The organism is Taklimakanibacter albus (assembly GCF_016595235.1).
GTDB lineage: Bacteria > Pseudomonadota > Alphaproteobacteria > Rhizobiales > Aestuariivirgaceae > Taklimakanibacter > Taklimakanibacter albus.
Genome location: NZ_JAENHL010000008.1, coordinates 468229 through 491443, shown reverse-complemented (window position 1 = coordinate 491443; position 23215 = coordinate 468229). Strand labels below are relative to the sequence as shown.

Annotated in this window: 15 protein-coding genes; 8 read left to right on the top strand and 7 right to left on the bottom strand. The window is 64.2% G+C overall.

The window, feature by feature from the left end; translation table 11 throughout:
* Window position 1: 1 nt before the first annotated feature.
* Genes JHL16_RS25215 through JHL16_RS25200 form a run of 4 tightly spaced genes read left to right on the top strand, consistent with a single transcriptional unit; the run spans window position 2 to window position 9328 of the window.
* A complete protein-coding gene (locus JHL16_RS25215) occupies window positions 2-3484 on the top strand; it encodes a DUF8189 domain-containing protein (RefSeq protein ID WP_200187658.1) in 3483 nt (1160 codons plus the stop codon).
* Complete coding sequence (locus tag JHL16_RS25210) at window positions 3484-5739, top strand: hypothetical protein (RefSeq protein WP_200187657.1); 2256 nt, start codon at window positions 3484-3486, stop codon at window positions 5737-5739. The genes JHL16_RS25215 and JHL16_RS25210 overlap by 1 nt, the downstream gene beginning before the upstream one ends.
* Before the next feature lie 20 nt (window positions 5740-5759).
* Window positions 5760-8999, top strand: a complete 3240-nt coding sequence (locus JHL16_RS25205; RefSeq protein WP_200187656.1) for a DUF6519 domain-containing protein — start codon at window positions 5760-5762, stop codon at window positions 8997-8999.
* Window positions 9000-9013: 14 nt separating this feature from the next.
* Window positions 9014-9328, top strand: a complete 315-nt coding sequence (locus JHL16_RS25200; protein ID WP_171028294.1) for a hypothetical protein — start codon at window positions 9014-9016, stop codon at window positions 9326-9328.
* 2 nt (window positions 9329-9330) lie between these two features.
* On the opposite strand, the gene JHL16_RS25195 is transcribed toward JHL16_RS25200, so the two are convergent.
* Both JHL16_RS25195 and JHL16_RS25190 read right to left on the bottom strand, forming a co-directional pair.
* Entirely contained in the window at window positions 9331-10131 is an 801-nt protein-coding gene (locus JHL16_RS25195; RefSeq protein WP_200187655.1) for a DeoR/GlpR family DNA-binding transcription regulator, read from the bottom strand.
* Entirely contained in the window at window positions 10106-11368 is a 1263-nt protein-coding gene (locus JHL16_RS25190; protein WP_200187654.1) for an ADP-dependent glucokinase/phosphofructokinase, read from the bottom strand. The genes JHL16_RS25195 and JHL16_RS25190 overlap by 26 nt, the downstream gene beginning before the upstream one ends.
* Before the next feature lie 211 nt (window positions 11369-11579).
* On the opposite strand from JHL16_RS25190, the gene JHL16_RS25185 reads away from it, so the two are divergent.
* Window positions 11580-12629: a hypothetical protein gene (locus JHL16_RS25185; protein ID WP_200187653.1), complete on the top strand. Its 1050-nt coding sequence runs from the start codon at window positions 11580-11582 to the stop codon at window positions 12627-12629.
* Between the two features lie 62 nt (window positions 12630-12691).
* On the opposite strand, the gene JHL16_RS25180 is transcribed toward JHL16_RS25185, so the two are convergent.
* From JHL16_RS25180 to JHL16_RS25165, 4 genes are all read right to left on the bottom strand, one after another.
* Window positions 12692-14227, bottom strand: coding sequence for an FGGY-family carbohydrate kinase (locus JHL16_RS25180; protein ID WP_200187652.1), 1536 nt, complete (start codon window positions 14225-14227; stop codon window positions 12692-12694).
* A 4-nt stretch (window positions 14228-14231) separates the two neighbouring features.
* On the bottom strand, window positions 14232-15092 hold the full coding sequence (locus tag JHL16_RS25175; protein ID WP_200187651.1) for a carbohydrate ABC transporter permease: 861 nt from the start codon (window positions 15090-15092) through the stop codon (window positions 14232-14234).
* A complete protein-coding gene (locus tag JHL16_RS25170) occupies window positions 15085-16032 on the bottom strand; it encodes a carbohydrate ABC transporter permease (protein ID WP_200187650.1) in 948 nt (315 codons plus the stop codon). The genes JHL16_RS25175 and JHL16_RS25170 overlap by 8 nt, the downstream gene beginning before the upstream one ends.
* 63 nt (window positions 16033-16095) lie before the next feature.
* Window positions 16096-17745 carry an extracellular solute-binding protein gene (locus JHL16_RS25165; protein WP_200187649.1) on the bottom strand — a complete coding sequence of 550 codons (1650 nt, stop codon included), beginning with the start codon at window positions 17743-17745 and terminating at the stop codon, window positions 16096-16098.
* A 271-nt stretch (window positions 17746-18016) separates the two neighbouring features.
* Here JHL16_RS25165 and JHL16_RS25160 point away from each other — a divergent pair, with 271 nt between their 5' ends.
* From JHL16_RS25160 to xylB, 3 genes are read left to right on the top strand one after another with little or no spacing between them, the layout of a single operon-like run.
* Complete coding sequence (locus tag JHL16_RS25160) at window positions 18017-19084, top strand: ABC transporter ATP-binding protein (RefSeq protein ID WP_200187648.1); 1068 nt, start codon at window positions 18017-18019, stop codon at window positions 19082-19084.
* Window positions 19085-19124: 40 nt separating this feature from the next.
* Window positions 19125-21116, top strand: a complete 1992-nt coding sequence (gene tkt / locus JHL16_RS25155) for a transketolase (RefSeq protein ID WP_200187647.1) — start codon at window positions 19125-19127, stop codon at window positions 21114-21116.
* Window positions 21117-21130: 14 nt separating this feature from the next.
* Window positions 21131-22603, top strand: a complete 1473-nt coding sequence (xylB, locus tag JHL16_RS25150; protein ID WP_200187646.1) for a xylulokinase — start codon at window positions 21131-21133, stop codon at window positions 22601-22603.
* Window positions 22604-22662: 59 nt separating this feature from the next.
* On the opposite strand, the gene JHL16_RS25145 is transcribed toward xylB, so the two are convergent.
* On the bottom strand, window positions 22663-23109 hold the full coding sequence (locus tag JHL16_RS25145; protein WP_137855884.1) for an Lrp/AsnC family transcriptional regulator: 447 nt from the start codon (window positions 23107-23109) through the stop codon (window positions 22663-22665).
* Window positions 23110-23215: the final 106 nt, after the last annotated feature.

Below are 23215 nucleotides of genomic sequence, written 5' to 3'. Positions count from 1 at the left end.
CATGGCTCATGACGGTTTCTGCGGTTGCTCCGGCGATGCGATGGCGACGCCCGTCGCCATCTTCAACCGCCCCGGGCTTTCCGAGATCGCCTATCGGGTGGGGACGTTCGCCAGCTTCCGCGAGGCGATGCTGCTGTCGATCTCGCAGGAGGCGGCGCTCGCGCATCTCACCACGCGCGAAAGCGACGACTATGCCATCACCATCCTCGAGCTCTTCGCGGCCGCCGCGGATGTTCTGAGCTTCTACAATGAGCGCATCGCCAATGAGCTCTATCTGCGCACCGCACGCGAGCGGGACTCGCTTCTGCGCCTGACGCGCCTGCTTGGCTACCGGCTGCGTCCGGGCCTGGCTGCGGAGACATTCCTGAGCTTCGCGCTGGATGCCGGCGCCGAGACGCGTATCCGCAAGGGCTTCAAGGTGATGAGCGTCCCCGGCCAGGACGAGAAGGCCCAGATCTTCGAGACGATCGAGGCGATCGCCGCGCATGGCGATCTCAATGAGGCGGCCGCCTTCGCGCCACCCGTTCCTTTCAATGGCTTCGCGTTCGGATCGACTGGCGGTCCGATCACAGCCCGGCCGGAGAAGCTGGCGCCTGGGGCGAAGCTCATTCTGTTCGGCCTCGGCAGGATCGAGGAGAAAACCCTGACGGCATTAAAGCCACGCGCCGACGGCGAGGTGATCGCTTTCGAACCGGCGGTCGCCCTGCCGCAAGGCTCCAGCGATGTCGCGCGCCTCGCCAAGCTCGACGGCCGCTTGCGGTTCTTTGGACATACGGCGCCAGAAAAAGTGAATGTCTATGTACCGGCGCCGACGCCGACCACCTGGCCCAAATGGGAGCTGCAGACGGTCGATGCCTCGCTTGGCGCCGAGACCGTGCTTTATCCGCTCGACACACGCTACACCGACGTTGCGACCGGCGCTCAGTTGCTCATCGATGCCGGTCCCGACGCGGTGCCGCGCCTGCGCACCGCGGCGATCGTGAGAACGGAAGACCGGCCAGCGCATCTGGGCACAATCGATCAGCTGACCGATACGGTAACGCAGGTCGAATTGCGCCAGACCTTGCGTGGGAGGCCGGGTATTGCGGCACCTGTGGCCGGAATTCACGGCGTCTATGCGCGCTCGGGCACTGGCGCCGTTCTGACGCTCGATGCGCCAGCGGTCACGCGGCGCTGGACGTATCGTGATCTCATGGACGCGTCGTCCGACGTCCAGGCGGTTGCAGTGGGGGCGGCGGGTCAGGACATCTTTGTCCGCGACAGCAATCTGCGCTTGCGCCAGCGCCGGTCCGTTTCGGGTGTCTGGAGTGGCTGGGTCGACCATGGCGGCATTCTGATGTGCGAGCCGCGGCCGGTGGCCGTCATGGGAGGTACTGTCCTTGTCTTCGTGCGGGGAACCGATTTCGGCCTCTGGGCGATCGACGTCACCTCCGGCACGCCCGGAAGCTGGATGGGATTGAATGGTGTCCTCACCTCGGCGCCGGCGCCCGTGTCCCACAAGCCTGGCGCGGTTGCGGTATTTGTCCGCGGCACGGATCGGGCGCTCTGGTATCGCCTGCGCGACGGGGCCACCTGGTCGGATTGGACGTCGTTGAAGGGCGAGCTGGCCGGCGGACCGGCAGTAGCCTCGACCGGCGCGGGCCGGATCGATGTTGCCGCTCTCGATGATGCCGGCGGCGTCATTCACCGCAAATGGAACGGCACGGTCTGGAGCGACTGGCGCTCCCTCGGCGGCCAGCTCACGGGCGATCTGGCACTTGTGGCCGGTACTCCCGACCGGCTCGATATCTTCGCGCGCGGCAAGGACGGCGCCTTGTGGATGATCACCCGAACCGGTGAAACCTGGAACGAATGGATCTCGCTCGCCGGCCGTCTCACCTCCGCGCCGGTGGCCGGGCGCGACGCCTTGGGTCTCCATGTCTATGCGCGCGGCGGCGATGGCGGCATCACATCGCGCGCGCTGATCGGCAGCAGCTGGACTCCATGGACGAGCTACGGTGACGGCATCGGCGCCATTCCCGACCGGCGCAAGACCGCCATCTATCGCATCGCCGCGGACGACATCATTTTCCGCGACTACGATTATCCCGACAGGATCAGGCAGGGCCGGCTTGCTTTGCGGATGCGGCCCGGCGCCAGGACGGTGGGCAATATCGCCAAGGGGCGGCGCGTTTTGTTGCGCTCGTCGACGGGGCTCGATCCGGTGACGGTCGTCGCGGTGAGGCCGTTCGCGGCGCTGCCGGGAGAGCCCGATGATCACCTGTTCGTCGACTTCACCCCGGGTCCCGAAGCAGCGCTCAGCGACGTCACGCTCCTCGGCAATGTCGCGAATGCCAGCCATGGCGAGACGCAGCCGGTGGAGGCTCTGGGTCACGGCGAAGGGGCCAAGGGTTTTCAGACATTCAAGCTGTCGCGGCCCGGTTTGACCTACCTCCAATCGGCGACATCGCTCGAGGGCGCCGCCGCTCTGGAGGTTCGGGTGAATGGCGAGTTGTGGAAGGAGGCGCCGAGTTTCTTCGCCCGCAAATCCACCGAACGTGTCTATACGGCGCGCCAGAACGATGCCGGCGAGACGCAGATCATGTTCGGCGATGGCGCCACCGGCGCGCGCCTGCCGTCGGGCGCCATGAATATCATGGCGACCTACCGGACCGGTCTCGGCCTGCAGGGCAGGATGAAGCGCGAGCAGCTGTCGATCCCGCTCGAGCGCCCGGTCGGTTTCAGATCCGTCGGCAACCCGCTGTCGGCCGATGGCGGCGCTGATCCGGAGACCCGTGATGAAGCGCGCGAGGGGGCGCCCAATTCGGTCCGCACCTTTGGCCGTGCCGTATCGCTCGCCGATTTCGAGGCGATCACCACGGCATCCGGCCTCGCGGCGCGCGCTTCGGTCACTTGGGTCTGGAGCGAGACGGAGCGGGCTCTTCACGTCACCGTGGCCGGGCCACAGGGCGATGTCCTGTCCGCATCCTCGCTGGCGCGCCTGCGCGGCGCGCTCGACAGGGTGCGCGATCCGAACCGGCCGCTGTTCCTGGCCAACTTCGTGCGTGTGCCGATCGTCATCAAAGCGAGACTGCTGCGCGATCCTGCCTTCGAAGTCGACGCGATGCTCGAAGATGCCCGCGCCCGGCTTGCCGCTTTCTTCGCCTTCGACGCGATGCCGCTCGGCGAAGCGGTCTTCGCGAGCCAGATCTATGCGGTGCTGCAGGACGCCAAGGGGGTTGCCGCCGTCGATCTCGATGTTTTCCAGCTCAAGCATTATGAAGAGCTGAGCCCCGTCGAGCAGGCGTCGCGCGCCGTCGATCTGGCGCCGCGCCAGCCACATATCCGCATTTTTCCGGCGCGGCCGACGCCGCCTCTGGCATTGATTGACCGTTATGCCCGCGCCGGCTTCACCGGGGCGCCGCCACCGGTTCTGGCCGCCGAGCAGGCCTTCATCGAGGATCCGGCGACCGATCTCAATCTTACTGCCGTGGAGGCGCTCTGATGGCTTTCTCCAACGCCGAACGTGACCGTCTCTATGATCTCCTGCCGGCCTTCATCCGGGCGCGCGACCAGGAGAGCGGTGAAGCGCTGCGCGCTCTTCTCGATATCATCGACGGCCAGGCCGATGTCATCGAGGAGGATATCCGGCAGCTTCAGGAGAATGCCTTCATCGAAACCAGCGAGCCTTGGGCCGTCGCTTATATTGGCGATCTGGTGGGCACCACGCCGCTCTTCGATGAAAGCCGCGTCAAGGATGGCGACACCGCGGTCGAGCTCTTCCGTGATCTCGAAGGGGCGGAGGACCGCCGCATCAAGGCGCTCAATGGTCGCGCCGAACGCAGCCTGCCGGGCCGCGGCTTGCGGCCCTTCGTGGCGCTGCGCTCGCGCGCCGACGTTGCCAAGACGATCTATTATCGCCGCCGCAAGGGCACGCTGCCGATGCTCGAGGAGTTGGCCCGTGACGTCACCGGCTGGCCTGCCCATGCGGTCGAATATTTCGAGCTGCTCGGCTGGACGCAATGTCTGCGCAATCATCTGCGCCCGCATGCCTTGCGTACACCTGACATGCGCTCAATCGATCGTCTCGATCGTCTCGGCGGCGCCTTCGATGAGATCTCGCATACGGTCGATGTGCGCCCGGTGGCGCAGGACGAAGGCTGGTACAATATCCGCAATATCGGCTTCCATCTCTGGCGGCTCCAAGCCTATGCGCTGGAACGGAGCGAGGCGCGTCGCGTCGGGGCGATCGGGGATTTCCGTTATTTCTTCAGTCCGCTTGGCCAGTCGGCGCCGCTCTTTAGCCGCGCCCGGCGGGAAGGTGACGAGGCTGGTCTCGCCACCGAGCTGCATGTGCCGCAACCGATCCGCCCGGCGCGTTTCTATTCCGGCTTTGCCGATTTCTATGGCCCGGCATCCGATGCCCCGAGCCTTACCGTTTATGTCGACGGCGTCGAGATTCCGCTATGGCAAGTCATCTGCCGCAATCTCTCGATCTGGTCGCAACCCTCCACCGACCGGATCGCCATCGATGTCGCGCGCGGGCGCCTGGCGCTGGGGCCGGCGCTGCTCCCGGCCAGCAAGGTCGAGGTCATTTATCACTATGGCTTCCCGGCCGATCTGGGTGGCGGACCCTATCGCCGCCGCTCCTGGCTCATCCGCCGCAACTTCGCCGCCGATGTGCGGGTGATCGCGGTGGGCGGCCCCGCCGGTCATCCGACTCTTGCCGCGGCGCTGTTGGACTGGGCAAGCGACGGCCGGCGCAATGCGATCATCAGCATCCGCGACAACCGGACTTATGACGAAGCCATTGCCGTCGATGTCACCAGTGCCACCGGCAATACGCTCGCCTTCGAGTCCGCCGACGGCATGCGCCCGCATCTGCGCCTGCGTGGTCCATTGACGATCGCGGGCAATCGCCCCGACTTCGCTGTGACTCTGAGTGGCCTGTTGATCGAGGGGCGTGTTGCCATCGAAGGTTCCTTGCATCGGCTCCGCATCCTTCATTCGACGGTGGTGCCGGGCGGCTCGATCGCCGAGACGGAACCGCCGCCGCCGGTCCAGACCGAGCCGAGCCTCAAGGCCGTCGCCACTCTGGCGAGTGGCGGTCTCGCCAATCAGGAGCTTGCGGTCGAGATCGCCTTTTCGATCGTGGGTGCGATCCGGCTGCCGGCCCATGCCGAGGGGCTCATTCTTCTCGACAGCATCGTCGATGGCGCCGGCCAGGATGCGATTGCCGGCGTCGAAGCGGTGAACCGGCCGGGCCCGACCCTGCGCTGCGAGCGGGTGACGATCCGTGGCCGCTGCCTGCTGCGCGAGATCGGTCTCGCCACCGAGACGATCTTCGACGGTCCTGTCGACACCGCGCGCGTGCAGAAAGGCTGCGTGCGCTTTTCCTATGCGCCGCCCGCCTCGCGTCTGCCGCGCCGCTATCGCTGCCAGCCCGATCTCGCCACAAGCAAGGCGATCGCGGAAGCCGAGGCGCGGCAAGGGCCGCTCACCGCGGCCGAGAAGCAGGCACTGCGCGATCGCGTTCGGTTGCGTGTGAAGCCGGAATACACGGCTGAGGTCTATGGCCAGCCGGCCTATCTGCAATTGTCGCTGAAGGGGCCGGAAGAGATCGCCAAGGGCGCGGCCGACGGATCTGAAATGGGCGCCTATTGCCATCTCAAGCAGCCGCAACGCGCAGCCAATCTGCATCTGCGGCTCAAGGAATATCTGCCCTTCGGCCTCGATTACGGCCTGATCTATGTGACGTGAGGGTTCAAAGGAGCGCGACGATGAGTGGTGATTATACGAGATTCACTTTCGAGCCCCGCAAGCGTTATTCGGGCGTGCTCATGCAGCAGGGCCGCGTCCAGATCGATTCCGACTGGAATGAAGAGATCGACATATTGCGCCGCCGCCTGCGCACCACCGCGCTCGACACGCTGGGACCGATCGGCGTTCCCTATGAGGTGAGCCCGGACGCCTTCAAGATCGGCCTCCTGCCCGGGCCGCCCGCCGATCTGTCGATCGGCCCCGGTCGGCTCTATGTCGACGGCATTCAGATCGAATGTTTCGCCGAGGACGGCGCCACCTATCGCAACCAGCCCTTCCATCCGCCCTTGACGCTGCCGGCCTCGGGCGACGCCGTCGTCTATCTCGATGTGTGGGAGCGCGAAGTCACCTATATCGAGGACACTGGGCTGCTTGATCCGGCGCTCGGCGGCGCCGACACGACCACGCGCCGGCAAACCGTCTGGCAGTTGCGCGTCGATCCACGACGCGCCGCCGCCTGCGGCATGCCGGTGGGCGATCCGCCATCAGCAGGGCGCCTGACCAGTCGGGCCATCGCGCCGCCGGCCCCCGATGATCCCTGCATCCTGCCGCCGGCTTCCGGCTATCGTGGACTCGAGAACCGGCTTTATCGCGTCGAGATACAGCAAGGCGGGCCGCTCGGCACGGCGCGGTTCAAATGGTCACGCGACAATGGCTCGATCGTCTCGGCGGTGCGCGAGATCGCGGTGAGCGGCACACAGACGACTCTCACCGTCAACCGCATCGGCCGCGACGCCTTCCTGCGCTTCCGGGCGGGTGACTGGGTGAGCGTGACCGACGATCACCGCGAGCTCGCCGGCGAAAGCGCCGATATGGCGCTCATCGTCGATATCGACGAGACCAATCGCCGGATCGTTCTCGACCGGGCCTTGCCGCGGCCCGCGACACGACCCTTCGGCGCCACCACCGCTGAGATCGCCGGCCGCCATACGAGAATTCAGCGCTGGGATCAGACCGCCGGCAGCAACACGATCGATGCCGACGGCCTGATCCTGACCGCGGCCGGACCCATCGCCATCGAAGACGGCATCGAGATCGACTTCTCCGTCGATCCTGCCGGCGGATCGTTCCGCACCGGTGATTACTGGGTGTTCTGGGCGCGCACCGCGACCGCGACGATCGAGGAACTCGTCAAGGCGCCGCCGCGCGGTATCCGCCATCATTATGTGCAGGTCGCGGCGATCAGCGGGCTCGGGACAGCGGCGCCCGTCGTCAGCGACTGCCGGCCGCCGCCGCAGCAGCAGGGGGCGGGCGATTGCTGCTGCACGATCATCGTCCGGCCGGGCGAGGACATCCAGGCGGGGATAGATGCCTTGCCACCACAGGGCGGTTGTGTCTGTCTCAAGACCGGAGATCACGTCGTCCGTGCGCCCCTGCGCATCACGCGGGGCAGCATCGTGCTCAAGGCGGAAAGCCCGGGGACGACCGTGCGCTCGGCTGCCGACGGACCCGTGCTCATCATAGGCGGCGGGCGAGAGCGCATCGAAGGTGTCGACGTTCTCGGCATCGATTTCGAGGCGGGTTCCGCCGGCGCCGACGGGGCCGGCGTCATCACCGTCATCCGGGCGTCGCGCGTGCGCATTTCCCATTGCGGCGTCACCGCCAAGGAAAACCGCACCTTCATTGGACTGGTCGCGCAGGCCAGCGATCATCTGAGTGTCCTTTCCTCGCGTTTCGCCAATCTGGGCGGCGGCATGCTGGTGCGCGAGCGCTGCGAGGCCTTCGAGGCCGATGGAAATATCGTCGAGAATGCCGGCCGCGACATCGCTGTCTTCGGTATCGCCTATATGGAATCAGCCTTCGCCTGCCGTATCACCCGCAACTGGGTGTCGGGTGCCTCCTTCGGCATCATCGTCAATGATCGTCCTTTCGACGAGGCGGATTCTCTGGCCGATCTCTCTTTGGTGGCCGACAATTTCGTCCTGTGTCCGCCCAATCCGGAAGGGCCGGCGAATTTCCGCTCGGCGGCGATCGATGTCGCAGCCGATGGCTGCCGGATCGCCGGCAACCGCGTCCAATATGCCGACCCGACCTATATCGGCATCCGCATCGCCGGCTCGTTCTGCGAGATCAGCGGGAACACCGTCATCGCGCGGCTGAAGGAGCGGAACAATCAGGGGCCGGTCGCCGTGCAGATCGGTGGCGTCGGGACGGATGCGCCCAAAACTGTCCTCGCCGGCATCGTCGCCAATAATACACTGGCCGGATTGCAGCACGGCATCGCCTGCATCGACGCCTCGCGTCTCGTCATCAATGGCAATGTGATCGACGCTCTCGCGGCCGGCCGGCTGGGTTTCGGCCTCACCGCCACCCGCATCGACGGGGCGGAGATATCGGGCAACCGGATCGGTGGCGCCAATGCGGCGATCGTTTTGAGCTACGGCCGGCGCAACCGCCTGTCGGGCAATGATTGCCGCGCCGGCGGCTTCGGCATCACGCTGATCGGCGAGACGGCGCCGCAGGTCGCCGGCAACCGGATGGATCCGCTCGATTTCTGGGGCGTCTATGCCTATTCGATCGCCGAGCGGCTCGACATCATCGGGAACCGGCTGGCGCGCTGCGCCAGTCAGATGTCCGATCTCGCTTTCTCAATCGGCTGCTATTCCATCGTGGGTGAAGCCAACATCTCGGAGAATGAGGTGTTCAACTCGGGCAGCGACGGCACCGCGCAGGCGCGGTCGAAGGCCGATTACGGCATCATGGGCGATCTGGTGCTCGAGGCGCGTGTCGAGGGCAATCAGGTCACCTATGGCAATGCCGGCGCGCGCAGCGTCACGCGGGAGGACCGCGCGCTCATCATGCGCGGCGCCCTGGAGCTCTGGGTCAACGCCGATATCATCGCGCTCGGCTTTGCTGCCCATATCCTCGGCAACCGCTTCATCGGCACCGGCCGCTCCGCCTTGGTGGAGTTGCGCGAAATGCGGATCAACGACCGCACCATCGTCCGCTTCGAGCGCGTGGCTTTCAGCAATAATCATTGCTGGCACTTTGCCTCGCCGAATGCGGAGCCGAGACGGGCGGCGACCGTGTGGCTGGTCGGGCGCGCCGCGGCCGTGCTCGGCAATCAGATCAAGTCCACCGTGCGTTTCTTCCCGTCGGTGAACTTCAACAACATGCCCGGAACATTCACCGGCAATGTCATAGCAGGCGACGCCATCAACTTTACGCCGCCCGCCACGCCCAATATTATCCTCAATTAGAGAAAGGCCTTTCGATGACTCTCGACAAACTCCTCAAGGAAAACGCGGCATGGCTGGAGCAGCTGGTGAAGCAGCCGCTGCTCGACAAGGTCGATGCGGCCGCACTCGCCTTGCCCGAGACGCAGCGCCAGCAACGCATCGCCGATCTCAAGGCCCGTATCGACGCGCTGTCGTTCCGGCGCGAGAAGGCGATCGCCGCCTATGACAGCGCCATCGCGCAGGAGAAGGCGGAGTTGGACGGCATTTCCGGCGTTAAACCGACGACGCCGCCGCCATTGCGCGCCGTCACGCCCAAGCGCGCCGCCGCGAAGCCGAAGAAGAAGCAGTAGGGTCAGACCGTGGCGATGGTCACCTTGACGTCGAAGGCGCGCAGAGCGGCGTGCTGCTCGGCGCTGATCCCGTCATCGGTGATGATCTCCGAGATCGCCGAAATGTCGCAGAAGGCGGAGAAGGCCGGCGCGGTGAATTTCGTTGAATCGACCAGCAGGATGATGCGGCGGGCCGACCGGATCATCGCCCGCTTGAGCGAGGCGACTTCGAGCGAGGCATCGGTGAGGAGCCGGCCGGTGACGGCATAGGCGCCGACCAGGCACAAATCAGCGTGGATCGTCGCGAGGAAGTCCTTGCCGGGATCGCCCACCATCATCTGCGAGCCCGCACGCACGGTGCCCCCCGGCACGATCACCCGCCAGCCGGGGCAGGTGGCGCAGAGGCTGGCGGTCTCGAGGCTGTTGGTCACCGCGGTCAAGGGGATCTGGCGTTCGACCGTCGCCCGCACGGCTTCGAGCACGGTCGATCCCGTATCGAAGATGACACTTTCGCGCGGATTGATGCGCTGCGCGGCGAGCATGCCGATGGCGCGCTTCTGCGGATGCTGCAGCTCGGCATTGAGCGAGGCTTCGTGCTCGAAGGTCGCCTGCAGCGGCGGCACCAGCAGGGCGCCGCCATGCGTGCGCTCCAGATAGCCGCCTTCGGTCAGTTGCTCCAGGTCACGGCGGATGGTCGAGGCCGAGGCCCCGATCTCATCGGCGAGATCGAGGATCGAGGCGGCGCCATCCTTGCGCAGGCGTTCGAGGATCATGGCGCGGCGCTTGGCCGGCATGATCTCAACCCGCTTTGACGTGCTCTCCATGAGGTATCCTTGCTGAAATTCTGGAGTGGGCCGAACCGAGCATCAGGAGACAGCCGCCGGTGAAGCTGTCGCCGAGGCCCACCGTGCCGCCCGGATGTTCGAGATAGGGCGAGGCGCAGGCGACGACCGACCAGTCGCCGTGCCGGGTCACGGCAGGCAGTGGTGGCGTGGCGAAGGTCGCGCGTGCATCGATACCCTTGGGATAGGCGGGAATACCGACGGAGGCGCGCGTGCCGGCGAGCAGGCATCCCATCATCAGCGCTTGGCGTTCGGTCTCCGCATCTCCGCGCGTTGCCGCGGCGGCCCAGTGATCGGCATGGACGCAGACCCGCTCGAGACCGAGCCTGTCGCCCAGAGCGCACATGTCGCGGGCCAGATCGGAACTGTCCGGCATCAGCGGCTGGAACTCCGAATGGCTCATGCCGATGGAGGTGATGAAGCCTGTGAGCTGGTCGATCACCCGATCGCGCTGCCGCGGCGTGTCATAGCCGGCAAGCTCGAGATGGATCGGAGCAACACCCGCTTTGCGCCATTTTGCCAACATGCGTGTGACCGGCGCGACCTCGGAATCGATCAGCTCGTAGGGGATGCTGTTGAAGCCGGAGATGAGACCGGCGCCCGCTTTGTCCGCGAGCGTCACGCTGAGCGCCTCGAACTGCGCATCATGTTCGAGGCCCGGATCATGGAAACGGACGATAATGCGCGACGACCGTTTGGGTGTCACATCATCGATGGCTTGCCCGGCGGTATATTCGATGATGAAGATTTCCGGCTGCCGTGGCCCGCGGGCGATGACTTCGGCGGCGCGGATGGCCTTGCCGTTCTCGGCGATGAGAATGTCGGGATGCACCTGGCCGAGCTTATGGGCGCTGCGGTCTTCGAGCGCGATCAGCGCAGGGGCGCCGATCGCGGCGAGCGACCATGCGGCCTGCGGGCCGGTGCCGCCGAGCGCATAAGCGATTGGAACATGTCCGGCGAGCCAGCCAGGCCCCTCCGGCCAATCGATCCGTACCTCGCCGCCAATGCCGGCTCCGGCGCGTTCCTTGATCAGTTTTCCGAAGGCTTGCGCTTCGGCAGGGGCGCCGTGGCGAAACAGGGGCTTCAGCTCATGGGCAAGAATGCGGGCATCGACACAGGCGCTGAGGCCGAACAGCATCAGCGGCGCCGCGCCGGCGATGCGCGGGATATCGGCGATGAGATCACGATAAAGGTCGGCCCAATCCGCGTTCGCAGTCATGATTCCTCTCAATGGGCACGCATAAGGAGCCAGATGTCGGTCTCTGTCAATTGAATTTGAGAGACTTTGGAAGGATTGGGTGTCGTGATTTATCCATAATAATCAGACGGTTGGAGGATATCATTCGATCTTTGTTGGTAGATATTGATAGTTATTGCTCATTTCTGGCGCGAATGATAGGAAACCTCCCATCAGCTCAGGGAGACAGGTCATGACCAAATTGGACGAGAAGCTGGCGCGCATTCGGGCCGGCAAATACAAGCGGTCGGATTTCATCATCGCCGACGCCAAAGACGGCGATATGGGCGCCGGCGTGCTCGGCGCCGCGCCGAAGCGGGCGCCCGACGGCACCAGGCTGCGCGGCAAGACCCGCGCCGAATATCTCGACGATATCGAGGCGGTGGTGAAGCAGGGCATCGTCGACGTCATGCTGGTTTCCGCATCCAATCTCGAATTGCTGCATGAGCGCGGCGTGTTCAAGAAGAGCAAGGTCAAGCCGGTGATCCGCGCCAATGACACGACGGATTGCTGGGGCCTGGTGCGCCATGGCGTCTATCCGAAGCTCGCCTCGCGTCCCTTCCGCACCGCGAGCCTGCCGCGTGTGATGTACAATGCGGCCGCCCCGTTGAAAGCGCCGGGCGCCAAGAAGATCTACGGCACCGATCTCGGCCTCTACTCCATCACCATGATGAACGATCTCGACTCCGATCTGCGCACCATGGAAGCCTTCCGCGACTTCCGCGAGGAGGCGGCCCTCAACGGCTTCAAATATTTCCTCGAAGTGTTCAATCCGAACACGCCGCACAATATGGAGCGCGAGCATCTCGGCGAATATATCAATGACAGCCTTCTGCGCTGCCTTGCCGGCGTCATGAAGGCCGACCGCCCGCAATTCCTGAAGATCGTCTATAACGGCCCCAAGGCGCTCGAGGAACTCGCCGCCTATGATCCGGACCTCGTCATCGGCATTCTGGGCGGTGGCGGCGGCACCAATCGCGACACCTTCGAGCTCCTGCATCAGGCGGAACGCTACGGCGCCCGCGTGGCGCTGTTCGGCCGCAAGATCAACCAGGCCGAAGCGCCGCTGACGCTTCTCACCTTCATGCGCAAGGTCACCGACGGCACGATCACGCCCGAGGAGGCGGTGCGCGCCTATCACGGCGAATTGCAGAAGCTCGGCCTCAAGCCCTTCCGCTCGCTCGAGGAAGACCGCGTCATCACCGAGGAACCGCTCAAGAAGGGCATGCTCAAGGCAGCCTGAAAACCGAATAGAAGAGTGTTACTCCCTGGACTTGCGCCGGACTGAGAGGTCCGGCGCTTCTTTTATGCGCCATCGCGGAACCGGGCGAGCGCGTCATGCGTCGCATTGAGGGCGGCCGGCAGCTGCGCATAGACGGTGTGGTAGAGCTCGTCATAACGTGCCGCCCAATGCGGATCGGGCTCGACGAGGCGCGCTGTGCCCAGTCCCTCGGCCATCCGCTCCTGCGCTTCGGCGACCGAGCTGAAAACACCGGCCCCGATCCCGCCCAATATCGCGGCACTCAGGCAAGTGGCCTCGCTCAAGGCCGTCACTTCGAGCGGCCTTCCATAGACGCTGGCCTTGATCTTCATCATCAGATCGTTGCGCGTGCCGCCGCCGATGACCCGGATGCGGCTGACCGGCGTGACGCCTTTGATGGCGCTCAAGTGATCGAAACCGAGGCGGGTCGAGAGGCAAAGGCCTTCCAGCACGCTGCGGAACAGGGCGCCCGGTGAGGCATCGCCGGTGATGCCGATGAAGGCGCCGCGGGCATGCGGATTGGGGTAGGGCTGGTCGCCGCCACGCAGCTGCGGCAGGAAGCATAGGCCGTTGCTGCCGGGCGGCAACTTCTGGGCTTCGGCGATCAGACTCGCATAGCTGGTGCCGCCCACCTGGCGGCGGAACCATTCGATGGCACCGCCCGACGTCGTCAGCCCGCACATCAGCTTGTAACGTGGGGTGTCGAGATAAAACGCGCTCTGCTGGTTGCCACCGCGGCGCAGGGCGTCCTCGAAGATCGGCCGGTCATTGGCGAGGATGAGGCCTTCCGCCGTGCCCATGCTGTCGAGCAGGATGCCGGGCGCTGTCGTATCGGCGGCGACCGTGCTGATGACGTGATCATGCCCGCCGCCCGAGACGGGAAGACCGAGTGGCAATCCCGTCTCTTCCGCCGCCCTGGTATGGACTCGCCCGACCACGGCGCCGCTGGCGATGAGCGGGGCGAAGAGATCGGGATCGATGTCGAGCTTGCCCAGCAAGCCGCTGGACCAGGCGAGTTTGCCGAGATCGATGGCATTGGTGCGCGAGGCGAGGGTGTAGTCGGTGCGCGCCTCGCCGGTCAGCCGGAAGGCCACCCAGTCAGCCATATTGAGCCAGCGTCGTGCTTTGGCGAAGACATCCGGGTGACAGCGTCGCCACCACAGGATCTTGGCCAGGCTGAAGCTCGGCGAGCCGGTGACGCCGCTGGTCCGGAAGATGTAATCATCGCCGAGCGTGGCGCGCATCTTCTCGCCGTCGGTGACGGTGCGTCCGCAATACCAGGCGATGATCGGACCGAGCTCACGGCCGTCCTCGTCGATGAGGACGCCGGCCTCTCCCATGCTGCCGGTGGCGAAGCCTTGTATCGTTCCCAACGACTTGGCGGTTTCGGCGAGGTGCGAAAGGACGCGCCGGACGACCTGCCACAGTTCCTGGGGATGATATTCGGCCCAGCCCGATTGCGGGAAATGCGTCGGCGTCGGCTCGGCGGCCTCCGCCACGATGCGGCCCTTGAGATCGATCGCAACGGCACGCACGCGCCCGGTGCCGAGATCGAGGCTCGCGAGCAGCGGAGAGGCCAAGCGCTTAACCTCTCACCGCGCCCAGCGTCAGGCCGCGCACGATATAACGCTGGGCGATCAGCGCGATGATGAGCGGCGGGATGATCGCCGTCATGGCGCGCACGCCCATGAACCAGAATTGCACGCCGCGTGTGTCGATGGCGCCGGCGATATGCACCGGCACCATGATGGCGTCGCTCGAGCCGATCGCTACCGCGAACAGGAACTCGTTCCAGGTCAAGGCGAAGATAATCAGGCCCGCCGCCGCCATGGACGGTGCGGCGAGCGGCAGCGCCACCCGCCAGAAGGCACCGAAATGGCCGGCGCCGTCGATAAGGGCCGCTTCTTCGATCTCGACCGGGAGATCGAGGAAGGTCTGGCGCAGGATGACGACCACATAGGGCAGCACGAAAGTGGCGTTGATCAGAACGAGTGCGAATTTGGTGTCGAGCAGCCCCAGATAGCGCATGGTGAGATAGAAGGGGATGACGGTGGCGACCGGCGGGAGGATGCGCTGCGACAGGAACCACACGGTGATGTCGCGGTTCTTCCAGCGCTCGAAGCGGAAGCGGGCGATCGCATAGGCGGCGGGCGTGCCGAGCGCCAGAGCAAGGAGAGCGGCGCTGACCGAAACGATCGTGCTGTTATAGAGGGCCCTGACGGTTTCCGGCGTCCCGAGCTGGTCGATCCAGTTGTTGAGGGTCGGGGTGAAATTGATCCACGGCACGCCGAGCCCGGCCACCGTGTAAGTGTCGATCGGATTGCGCAAGGACTGCGAGAACGCCCAATAGATCGGGAAGGCGAACATGAGCGCCACGGTGACGGCGATGAGCGAGGCGGTGACTTCGCCCCAACCGTTTCTGGAACCGGGTGCGCGATCAGCCATAATTTGCTCTGAGACGTCTGAAGAAGAGGGTGATGACGATCATGATGACCGCCAGGAAGGCGTAGGACATGGCGCTGGCATAGCCGAGATCGAAGAAGCGCAGGCCGGTGCGGAAAGCCAGCATCGAGAAGGGCTGCGTGGCGACGCCCGGTCCGCCGCCGGTGAGGGCGAAGGGGATGTCGAACAGCTTGAGCGCCTCCGCCATGCGCAGCAGGAGCACGATGACGATGGTCGGAATGAGCAGCGGCAGCATCACTTCCTTGAGCATGTCCCAGGCATTGGCGCCGTCGACGCGCGCCGCCTCATAGAGCTCGTCCGGCACGCCTTGCAGCGCCGCCAGGAAGACGAGGAAGCAGAAAGGCGTCCACTGCCAGACATCGACGATGATGACCGACATCAGCGCCCAGGTCGGGTTGGAGAGGAAGGGGATGCCAGTCCAGGCCAGGGGGCCGCCCACTTCATAGAAAATCGTGAAGAAGGTATAGCCGACCGCGAGCGGCGTCGCGAAGATCGGCAGGATCATGATGGCGCGTAATATAGGTCTCCCGAATATATGCTGGTTGAACAGCACGGCGAGCAGGAATCCAAGCGCCAGTTCGAGCGGCACCGCGATCAGCACGAAGGTCAGCGTGACGCGCACAGCCTCATGCACCTGTGTGTCGGTGAGCATGCGCTTGAAATTGTCGAGCCCGATGAAGGTGGCGGTGTTCACCTGCTCCTTAATGACGACATTCTTGGTGCGCGGCTGCCCCGCATCATCGAGGACCGGCTGGCCGGCGGCATCGAGCATCGGCTGCTTCTCGCGCTTCACCTCGACCTTCTGCTCGATCTTGTAGAAAGCGAGATAGAGCGAATAGCCGAGCGGGAAGACCGTGAAGGCAAGCACCCAGATGACGGCCGGGGCAAGAAACAGGAATCGGATTTTACCGGTCCAACGCATTCGAGGTCCTTCGGTGGAAAGACTGCCGGGGCGGCCTCGAGGGCCGCCCCGATCGCTGGTCGGTTAAGGCGTGTAGCCGATGGCCGCCTGATAGTCGGCCTTCTGCTTGTCGCGGCCGATGCGGTCGGTCACCGCTTCCCAGGACTGCGCCGTCTCGTCGAGCGCCTGCTGGGCGGTCTTGGAACCGCTCATCGTCGCCGAGAGATTCTTGTCCAGGATATCCCAGTATTCGAACGAGCCGGGGATGCGCAGATAGGGCATCATCACCGGCGCGGTGAACACCTGGTAGTAAGCGTGGACATAGCTCTTGGCGTCATTGGCGTCCCAGCCGGCCTTCACATAGTCCTCGACATCGGCGGTGCCGCCGTCTTCCTTGAGGAACTGATATTTGAAGCCCGGATCGACGCCGTCCCAGCCGACCGTCGCCATGAGCTTCGAGGCGGGCTTGATCGCCATCAGCGACAGGAGCGAATAGGCCGCTTCCGGATTGGCCGAGAAGTTCGAGATCACGCCATGCCAGGAGCCGCCGACCGTGTTGCCGACGAGCCGCGGCTTGTCGAGCTTGACGAATTCCTTCTTCTCGAAGTCGTAATATTCGTTCGAGGAAGGAATGGCGGTGGCCGAGCATTTGCCCTTCACCTTGGAACGGCTTTCATCCTGGCAGAGCGCGCCGAGATCGCCCCAGCTGAAGGCGAAGACCGCCTTGCCGCGCAGGAAGTAGTCCCAGGCTTCGCCGAGCGACCAGCCGACTTGCGCCTGCGGGCCTGTCTTGTGCAGCTCCTGGAGGAATTCCAGGGCTTTCACATGACCCGGGCTGTTGATCAGCGGCTTCATGTCTTCCGGATCGAACCAGTAGACATTCTTGGTCCGCGTGACCTTGTCGCCCGGATTGAGCACGAAGGAGGAAGACAGTGTCTGGAAGTGATAGTGGCCTTGCTCGCCCACTTTCAGATGCAGCACCGTGCCGCTGTCGGGATCGGCATCTGTCGCATCCCAGTTCTTGCCATTGAAGTACTTGGAAACGTCGAGCAGCTGCTGCCAGGTCTGCGGCGGATTCGGCAGATCGTAGCCATATTCCTTCTTGAACGCTTCCTGATGCGTCTTGTCGGCGAGAACGTCGCTGCGATAATACAGCACCTGGCCATCGCCGTCATTCAGGACGCCATAGCCGACACCTTTCCACTGATGCAGGGCCCGGAGCGAATCCGGCATGTCGTCATAGGTCCATTTCGGATATTTGCCGGACTTGTTCAGCTCATCGATCGGAAAGGCGTAGCCGGCGGGCGCGATATCGCCATACCAGAAGGCGCCGACCATGAAGGCGTCATACTGGCCTGTGCCGTTTCTCAGATCGAGCATCATCTTGGTGTAGTGCTCGGCGAAAGGCAGCTCGACGATGTTGAGCTTGCCGCCCGACAGTTCTTCCCAGATCGGGCGGAACTGATAGAGCGGTCCGCTGATGCCGCCCTTGGGGCCGGCGCCGTTGACGGTGACCGAGATGGTCACATCCTTGAAGGGTTGCTTGTCGGGGCCGAATTCGGTGCCGAGTTCTTCGCGCGTGGTCTGGATCACGGCATTGTTATAGGCCTCGCCAAGCTTGATGAGGACCGTACCGTCATCCTTCCATTCGACATTCTGGCCGGCAGAGGCGGGCAGTGTGAGCAACGCCAATGCGGGTAAAGCAAAAAGCGGCCACTTGAGTGGATGCATCATTTACTCCTCCCATTTTAACCAGTTGCGCGGGCGCGCTCTGGCTTGATCTGACAGGAGGAGAATACATTCTTGAAGAGAAAGCACAACCGTCGGATTTGGTTTTGTATGACGAATCTGCTGGTGCACTGCAGCGAAAATCAGCGAGGAATTTCGATCATTTTCAACGCGATGATGTGATCATTCCCAATCACCATGAGATTGCACCTCGACCAAAGTCGGAAGTTGCAATAGGTTCGCTCCGTGCAAAGAATGCTGAGTGGAAGGGGGCTCCATGGCTTCGGTTGACGTTGTCGATGTGCGCAAGGCCTATGGCACGCATGAGGTCATTCACGGCGTGTCGATCGGCATCGAGGATGGCGAGTTCGTCATTCTGGTGGGGCCATCGGGATGTGGAAAGTCGACGCTTCTGCGTATGATTGCCGGGCTCGAGGCGATCACCAAGGGCGATATCAAGATTGCCCAAAAAATAGTCAACGACCTGCCGCCCAAGGACCGCGACATCGCCATGGTGTTCCAGAATTATGCGCTCTATCCGCATAAGACGGTGGCGGAGAATATGGGCTTCGCCCTCAAGCTGCGCCGCGCCCCCAAGGAGGAGATCGAAAGCCGCGTCAAGCGGGCCGCCGAGATCCTCGGCCTCATGCCCTATCTCGAACGTTATCCGCGCCAGCTGTCGGGCGGTCAGCGCCAACGCGTCGCCATGGGCCGCGCCATCGTGCGTGATGCGGCGGTCTTCCTGTTCGACGAGCCTCTGTCCAATCTCGATGCGAAACTGCGCGTGCAGATGCGCGCCGAGATCAAGGAGCTGCATCAACGCCTTAAGACGACGACCGTCTATGTGACGCATGACCAGGTCGAGGCGATGACCATGGCCGACCGCATCGTGGTGATGCATGACGGCATCGTCGAGCAGACGGGCTCGCCGCTCGAGCTCTATGACCGGCCGAACAATGTCTTCGTCGCAGGCTTCATCGGCTCGCCGGCCATGAATTTGCTCAAGGGTAAGATCCGTATCAATGGCCGCCCCACCTTCGTGACCACGGATGGTGGCGTGACGCTTCCGTTGACGTCCGCGCCGTCAGGCGCCGATGGCCGGCCGGTCATCTATGGCATCCGGCCCGAGCATCTGTCTCTCGGCGGCGACGGGCTCGCGGCGGAGGTGACGGTCATCGAGCCGACCGGCTCCGAAACGCAGGTCTTCGCCAAATTGGGTGGCCAGAAGCTGGTCGGCGTATTCCGGGAACGGGTCGCGGCGCGGCCCGGCGAGGCGCTGCCCATCACGCCCAATCTCGATGCCGTTCACCTCTTCGACGAAAGCACCGGCCGACGTCTCAACTGAACAAGCCTCTCCATCCAGCTTCTCAAGGAAGGCAGTCCATATGGATTCGCTCACTTCACCGCTTCATCCCAAGCTGTCGCAAATGGCCCACGCGCTGCGTTTTCTTGCCGCCGATGCGGTCGAGAAAGCGCAGTCGGGACATCCGGGCATGCCGCTCGGCATGGCCGATCTCGCTTCGGTGCTGTTCACCCGCCATCTGAAATATGATGCGACCGCGCCCCATTGGCCCGACCGCGACCGTTTCGTGCTCTCCAACGGCCACGGCTCGATGCTTCTTTATGGTCTCCTGTATTTGACCGGTTATGAGACGGCGACGCTCGACGAGCTGAAGCGCTTCCGCCAGGCGCATTCGCGCGCCGCCGGCCATCCCGAGCACGGCTATATGGCGGGCATCGAGACGACGACCGGGCCGCTCGGGCAGGGCATCGCCACGGCGGTCGGCATGGCGCTGGCCGAGCGCCTGCTCAATGCCGAATTCGGCGACGACGTCGTCGATCATCGCACCTGGGTGTTCTGTGGCGATGGCTGCCTGATGGAAGGCATCAGCCAGGAGGCGATCTCGCTCGCCGGGCATTTGAAGCTTGCGCGCTTGACCGTCATCTTCGACGATAACGGCACGACGATCGACGGGTCCACCAGCATCGCGACATCGGATGATCAGCGCAAGCGCTTCGAAGCCTCGAATTGGGCGACGATCGCGGTCGACGGGCATGACGCGCAGGCGATCGACAAGGCCTTGGCGGCGGCGCGTGCTTCGGACCGACCGACCCTCATCGCGGCGCGCACTCAGATCGGCTTCGGCGCGCCCACCAAAGTGGGCCAGTCGGTCGTGCATGGGGCACCTTTGGGAGCCACCGAGCTTGCCGGCATGCGTGAGAAGCTGAGCTGGCCATATCCCGCTTTCGAGACACCGGCCGAGCTTCTGGCGGCCTGGCGTGAGGCCGGCCGTCGCGGATCGGCCACGCGTGGAATGTGGGAAACACGTCATGCGGCGCTCACCGCGGACCGGCGTGCCGAATTCGACCGCCGCCAGTCCGGTGTTTTGCCGGACGGCCTGGAAGCGGCGGTGGCGGCCGCGATAACGGAGCTCACCGCCAATCCCGAAGCAATCCCCATCCGTCAAGGCAGCCAGAAGGCGGTCGGCATTCTGGCCAAGCATCTGCCGGAGCTGGTCGGCGGCTCGGCCGATCTCACCGGCAGTGTGCTGAGCAAGCCCGCCGAGATGGCAGGGCTCGACAAAACGAGTTTCACCGGCAGACACATTCCTTATGGCGTCCGTGAGCATGGCATGGCGGCAGCGCTGAACGGCCTCGCTTTGCATGGCGGTTTCCTGCCCTATGGCGGCACTTATCTGACCTTCAGTGATTATTGCCGCCCGGCAATCCGTCTTGCCGCGCTCATGGGCATCAAGGTCGTGTTCCTGTTCAGCCACGATTCGATCGGTGTGGGTGAGGATGGGCCTACCCATCAGCCGATCGAGCACCTGGCGTCGCTGCGCGCCATGCCGGGCCTCCGCGTCTATCGTCCGGCCGATCAGGTCGAGGCGCTCGAATGCTGGTATGACGCGATCGCCGGCAAGGGGCCGAGCGTAATGATCGTCGCGCGCCAGAAAGTGCCACAGGCACGTCTCGCGCTGCGTGAGGATATGCCGGTGCGCCGGGGCGCCTATGTGATTTCCGCTGCCGACGGCGAGCGGGACCTGACCCTGCTCGCCACTGGCTCCGAAGTCAGTCTCGCTATTGCGGCGCAGAAACTGCTGGAGGGCAAGGGCCTGAAGGCTGCTGTCGTGTCGATGCCCTGCTGGGAGACATTCGAGCTGGAATCGGCGCACTATCGCCGCGAGGTGCTGGGCGAGGCGCCGCTCTTCGCCGTCGAAGCGGCCTCGCCCTTCGGCTGGCACCGTTATGTCGGCGACGATCGCCGGATCATCGGCATCGACCAGTTCGGCTTTTCGGGGCCGGGGCCACAAGTCTATGAAGAGTTTGGCTTGACGCCCGCCAAAATCGCGCAAAGGGTTGCCGACAACATCTGAGTTCGGACCAGCGCATGTATATCGGTATCGACATCGGCACCTCCGCCGTCAAATTCCTTCTTGTCGACGAGGCCCAGGCGCTGGTGGCGAATATCGAACGGCCGCTGCATCCGGTTCAGCCGAAGCCCCAGTGGTCGGAGGATGATCCCGAGAATTGGTGGCAGGCAGTGGCGGACGGGCTGGATGTGCTGGCGCGCGATCATCGGAACGCCATGTCGGGCGTCAGGGCCATTGGCCTCTCCGGCCAGATGCATGCCGCCGTCCTTCTCGATGAAGCCGACATCCCGGTGCGACCGGCGATCCTGTGGAATGACGGCCGCTCCGCCGGCGAGGCGGCCGAGTTGGCGCAATTGGGAACGGATCTTCAAAGCACCATGGGCGTTCTGCCCATGCCGAGCTTCACCGGTCCGAAGTTTCTCTGGCTCAAGCGCAACGAGCCGGACGCCATTAAGCGCACGCGCTCTTTGCTCCTCGCCAAGGATTTCGTGCGGTTGAAATTGTCGGGTGAAAAAGTCACCGATATCAGCGATGCGGCGGGCGCCTGGCTGATCGATGAGGAAAAGCGGCAGTGGTCGGGCGTGGCGCTCGAGGCCTGTGGGATCGACCGCGCGCTGTTGCCGACCTTGATGGAATCGCCCGAGGCAAGCGCCACGCTGAAACGCGATCTCGCGGCCCGCTGGGGATTGCCCGCCAATGTCGTGATCGCCGCCGGCGCCGGTGATGTCGCGGCGGGCGGCATTGGCGCCGGCGCCATCAATCCGGGCGACGGCTTCATCTCGCTCGGCACCTCGGCACAGATTTTCCTCGCCGATACGGCGCATCATCCTGATCCGGGCCGGCTGGTTCACGCCTTCTGCCACGCGCTGCCCGACCGCTGGTACCGGATGGCCGCGCTGCTCAACGGCGCCGGTCCGCTTTCCGCGGCGGCGCGCTGGACCGGCGATGGCGATGTCGCAGCACTCCTCGCCGAGGTGGAAGCGAATTTCCGCGGGCCATCCTATTTGCTGGCGTTGCCTTACCTCTTCGGCGAGCGTACGCCGCATAACGACCCGCTGGCGCGCGCCGCGATCGTCGGCATGACACACTCGACGACGCGGGCCGATATGGTGCAGGCGGTGCTCGAAGGCATCGCCTTTTCGCTCTGTGATGGTCTCGATGCTCTGATCGGCAACAAGCCGCGGCCGGAGAGCCTGGCTCTGATCGGCGGTGGCGCGCGCTCCCCGTTCTGGGCGAAGCTCATCGCCTCGGCGCTCGATCTGCGCCTGGTGCGGTATGAAGCGTCCGATCGCGGTCCCGCCTTTGGCGCCGCGCGGCTAGCGCGCCTTTCCGTGACGAAGGAGGATGCGAGGGATGTGGTAGTGCCGCCGCCGGTGCGCGATGTGATCGCGCCGGACCCTTTACTGCACGAAGCCTATCAACCGCGCTTGCAGGCATTCCGCGGGCTCTACAAAGCGTTAGTTCCCATCTGGCCGGCGGTGGCGGGCTAAAGCATGATCCGGAAAAGTGCGAAGCGGTTTTCCGATAAGATCATGCGCAGAAAAGGAAACTAGAGCGAGCTGAGGAGAAGGCTGGTTTCGCTGTTCGATATCCCATCGATCATGCGCACCTCGCGCAGGACGCGGTCGAATTCCGCCAGGCTGTCGGTGCGGATATCGGCGACGAGATCCCATTTGCCGTTGGTCGTGTGCAGGGCCTGCATCTCCGGCAGGCCGCGCAGCTTCTTGATGACCTGCGTGGTCGATTTGCCGACCACTTCGATCAGCATCACCGCGCGGACGATATCGGTGGCATAGTCTTCGCGCACCCTGATGGTGAAGCCGGCGACGGCACCCGTCTCGATCAGACGGTCGAGCCGGTTCTGCACCGTCCCGCGCGACACGCCGAGCGCTTCGGCGAGCTTCGACAGGGGCGCCCTGCCGTCACCACGCAGATGCGCAATGAGGCGGCGATCCAGCTCGTCAAAGGCGTATTTGGCGACTTCTTTCTTCGGCATTGTGAATATGCTCAATCTGACTAGGCAAATCTATCAGAAATATAGCAGATATTACAAGTTTCAGGCGTTTCAGTCGAAATCTGTTCAATCTACGCTTTCACGACTT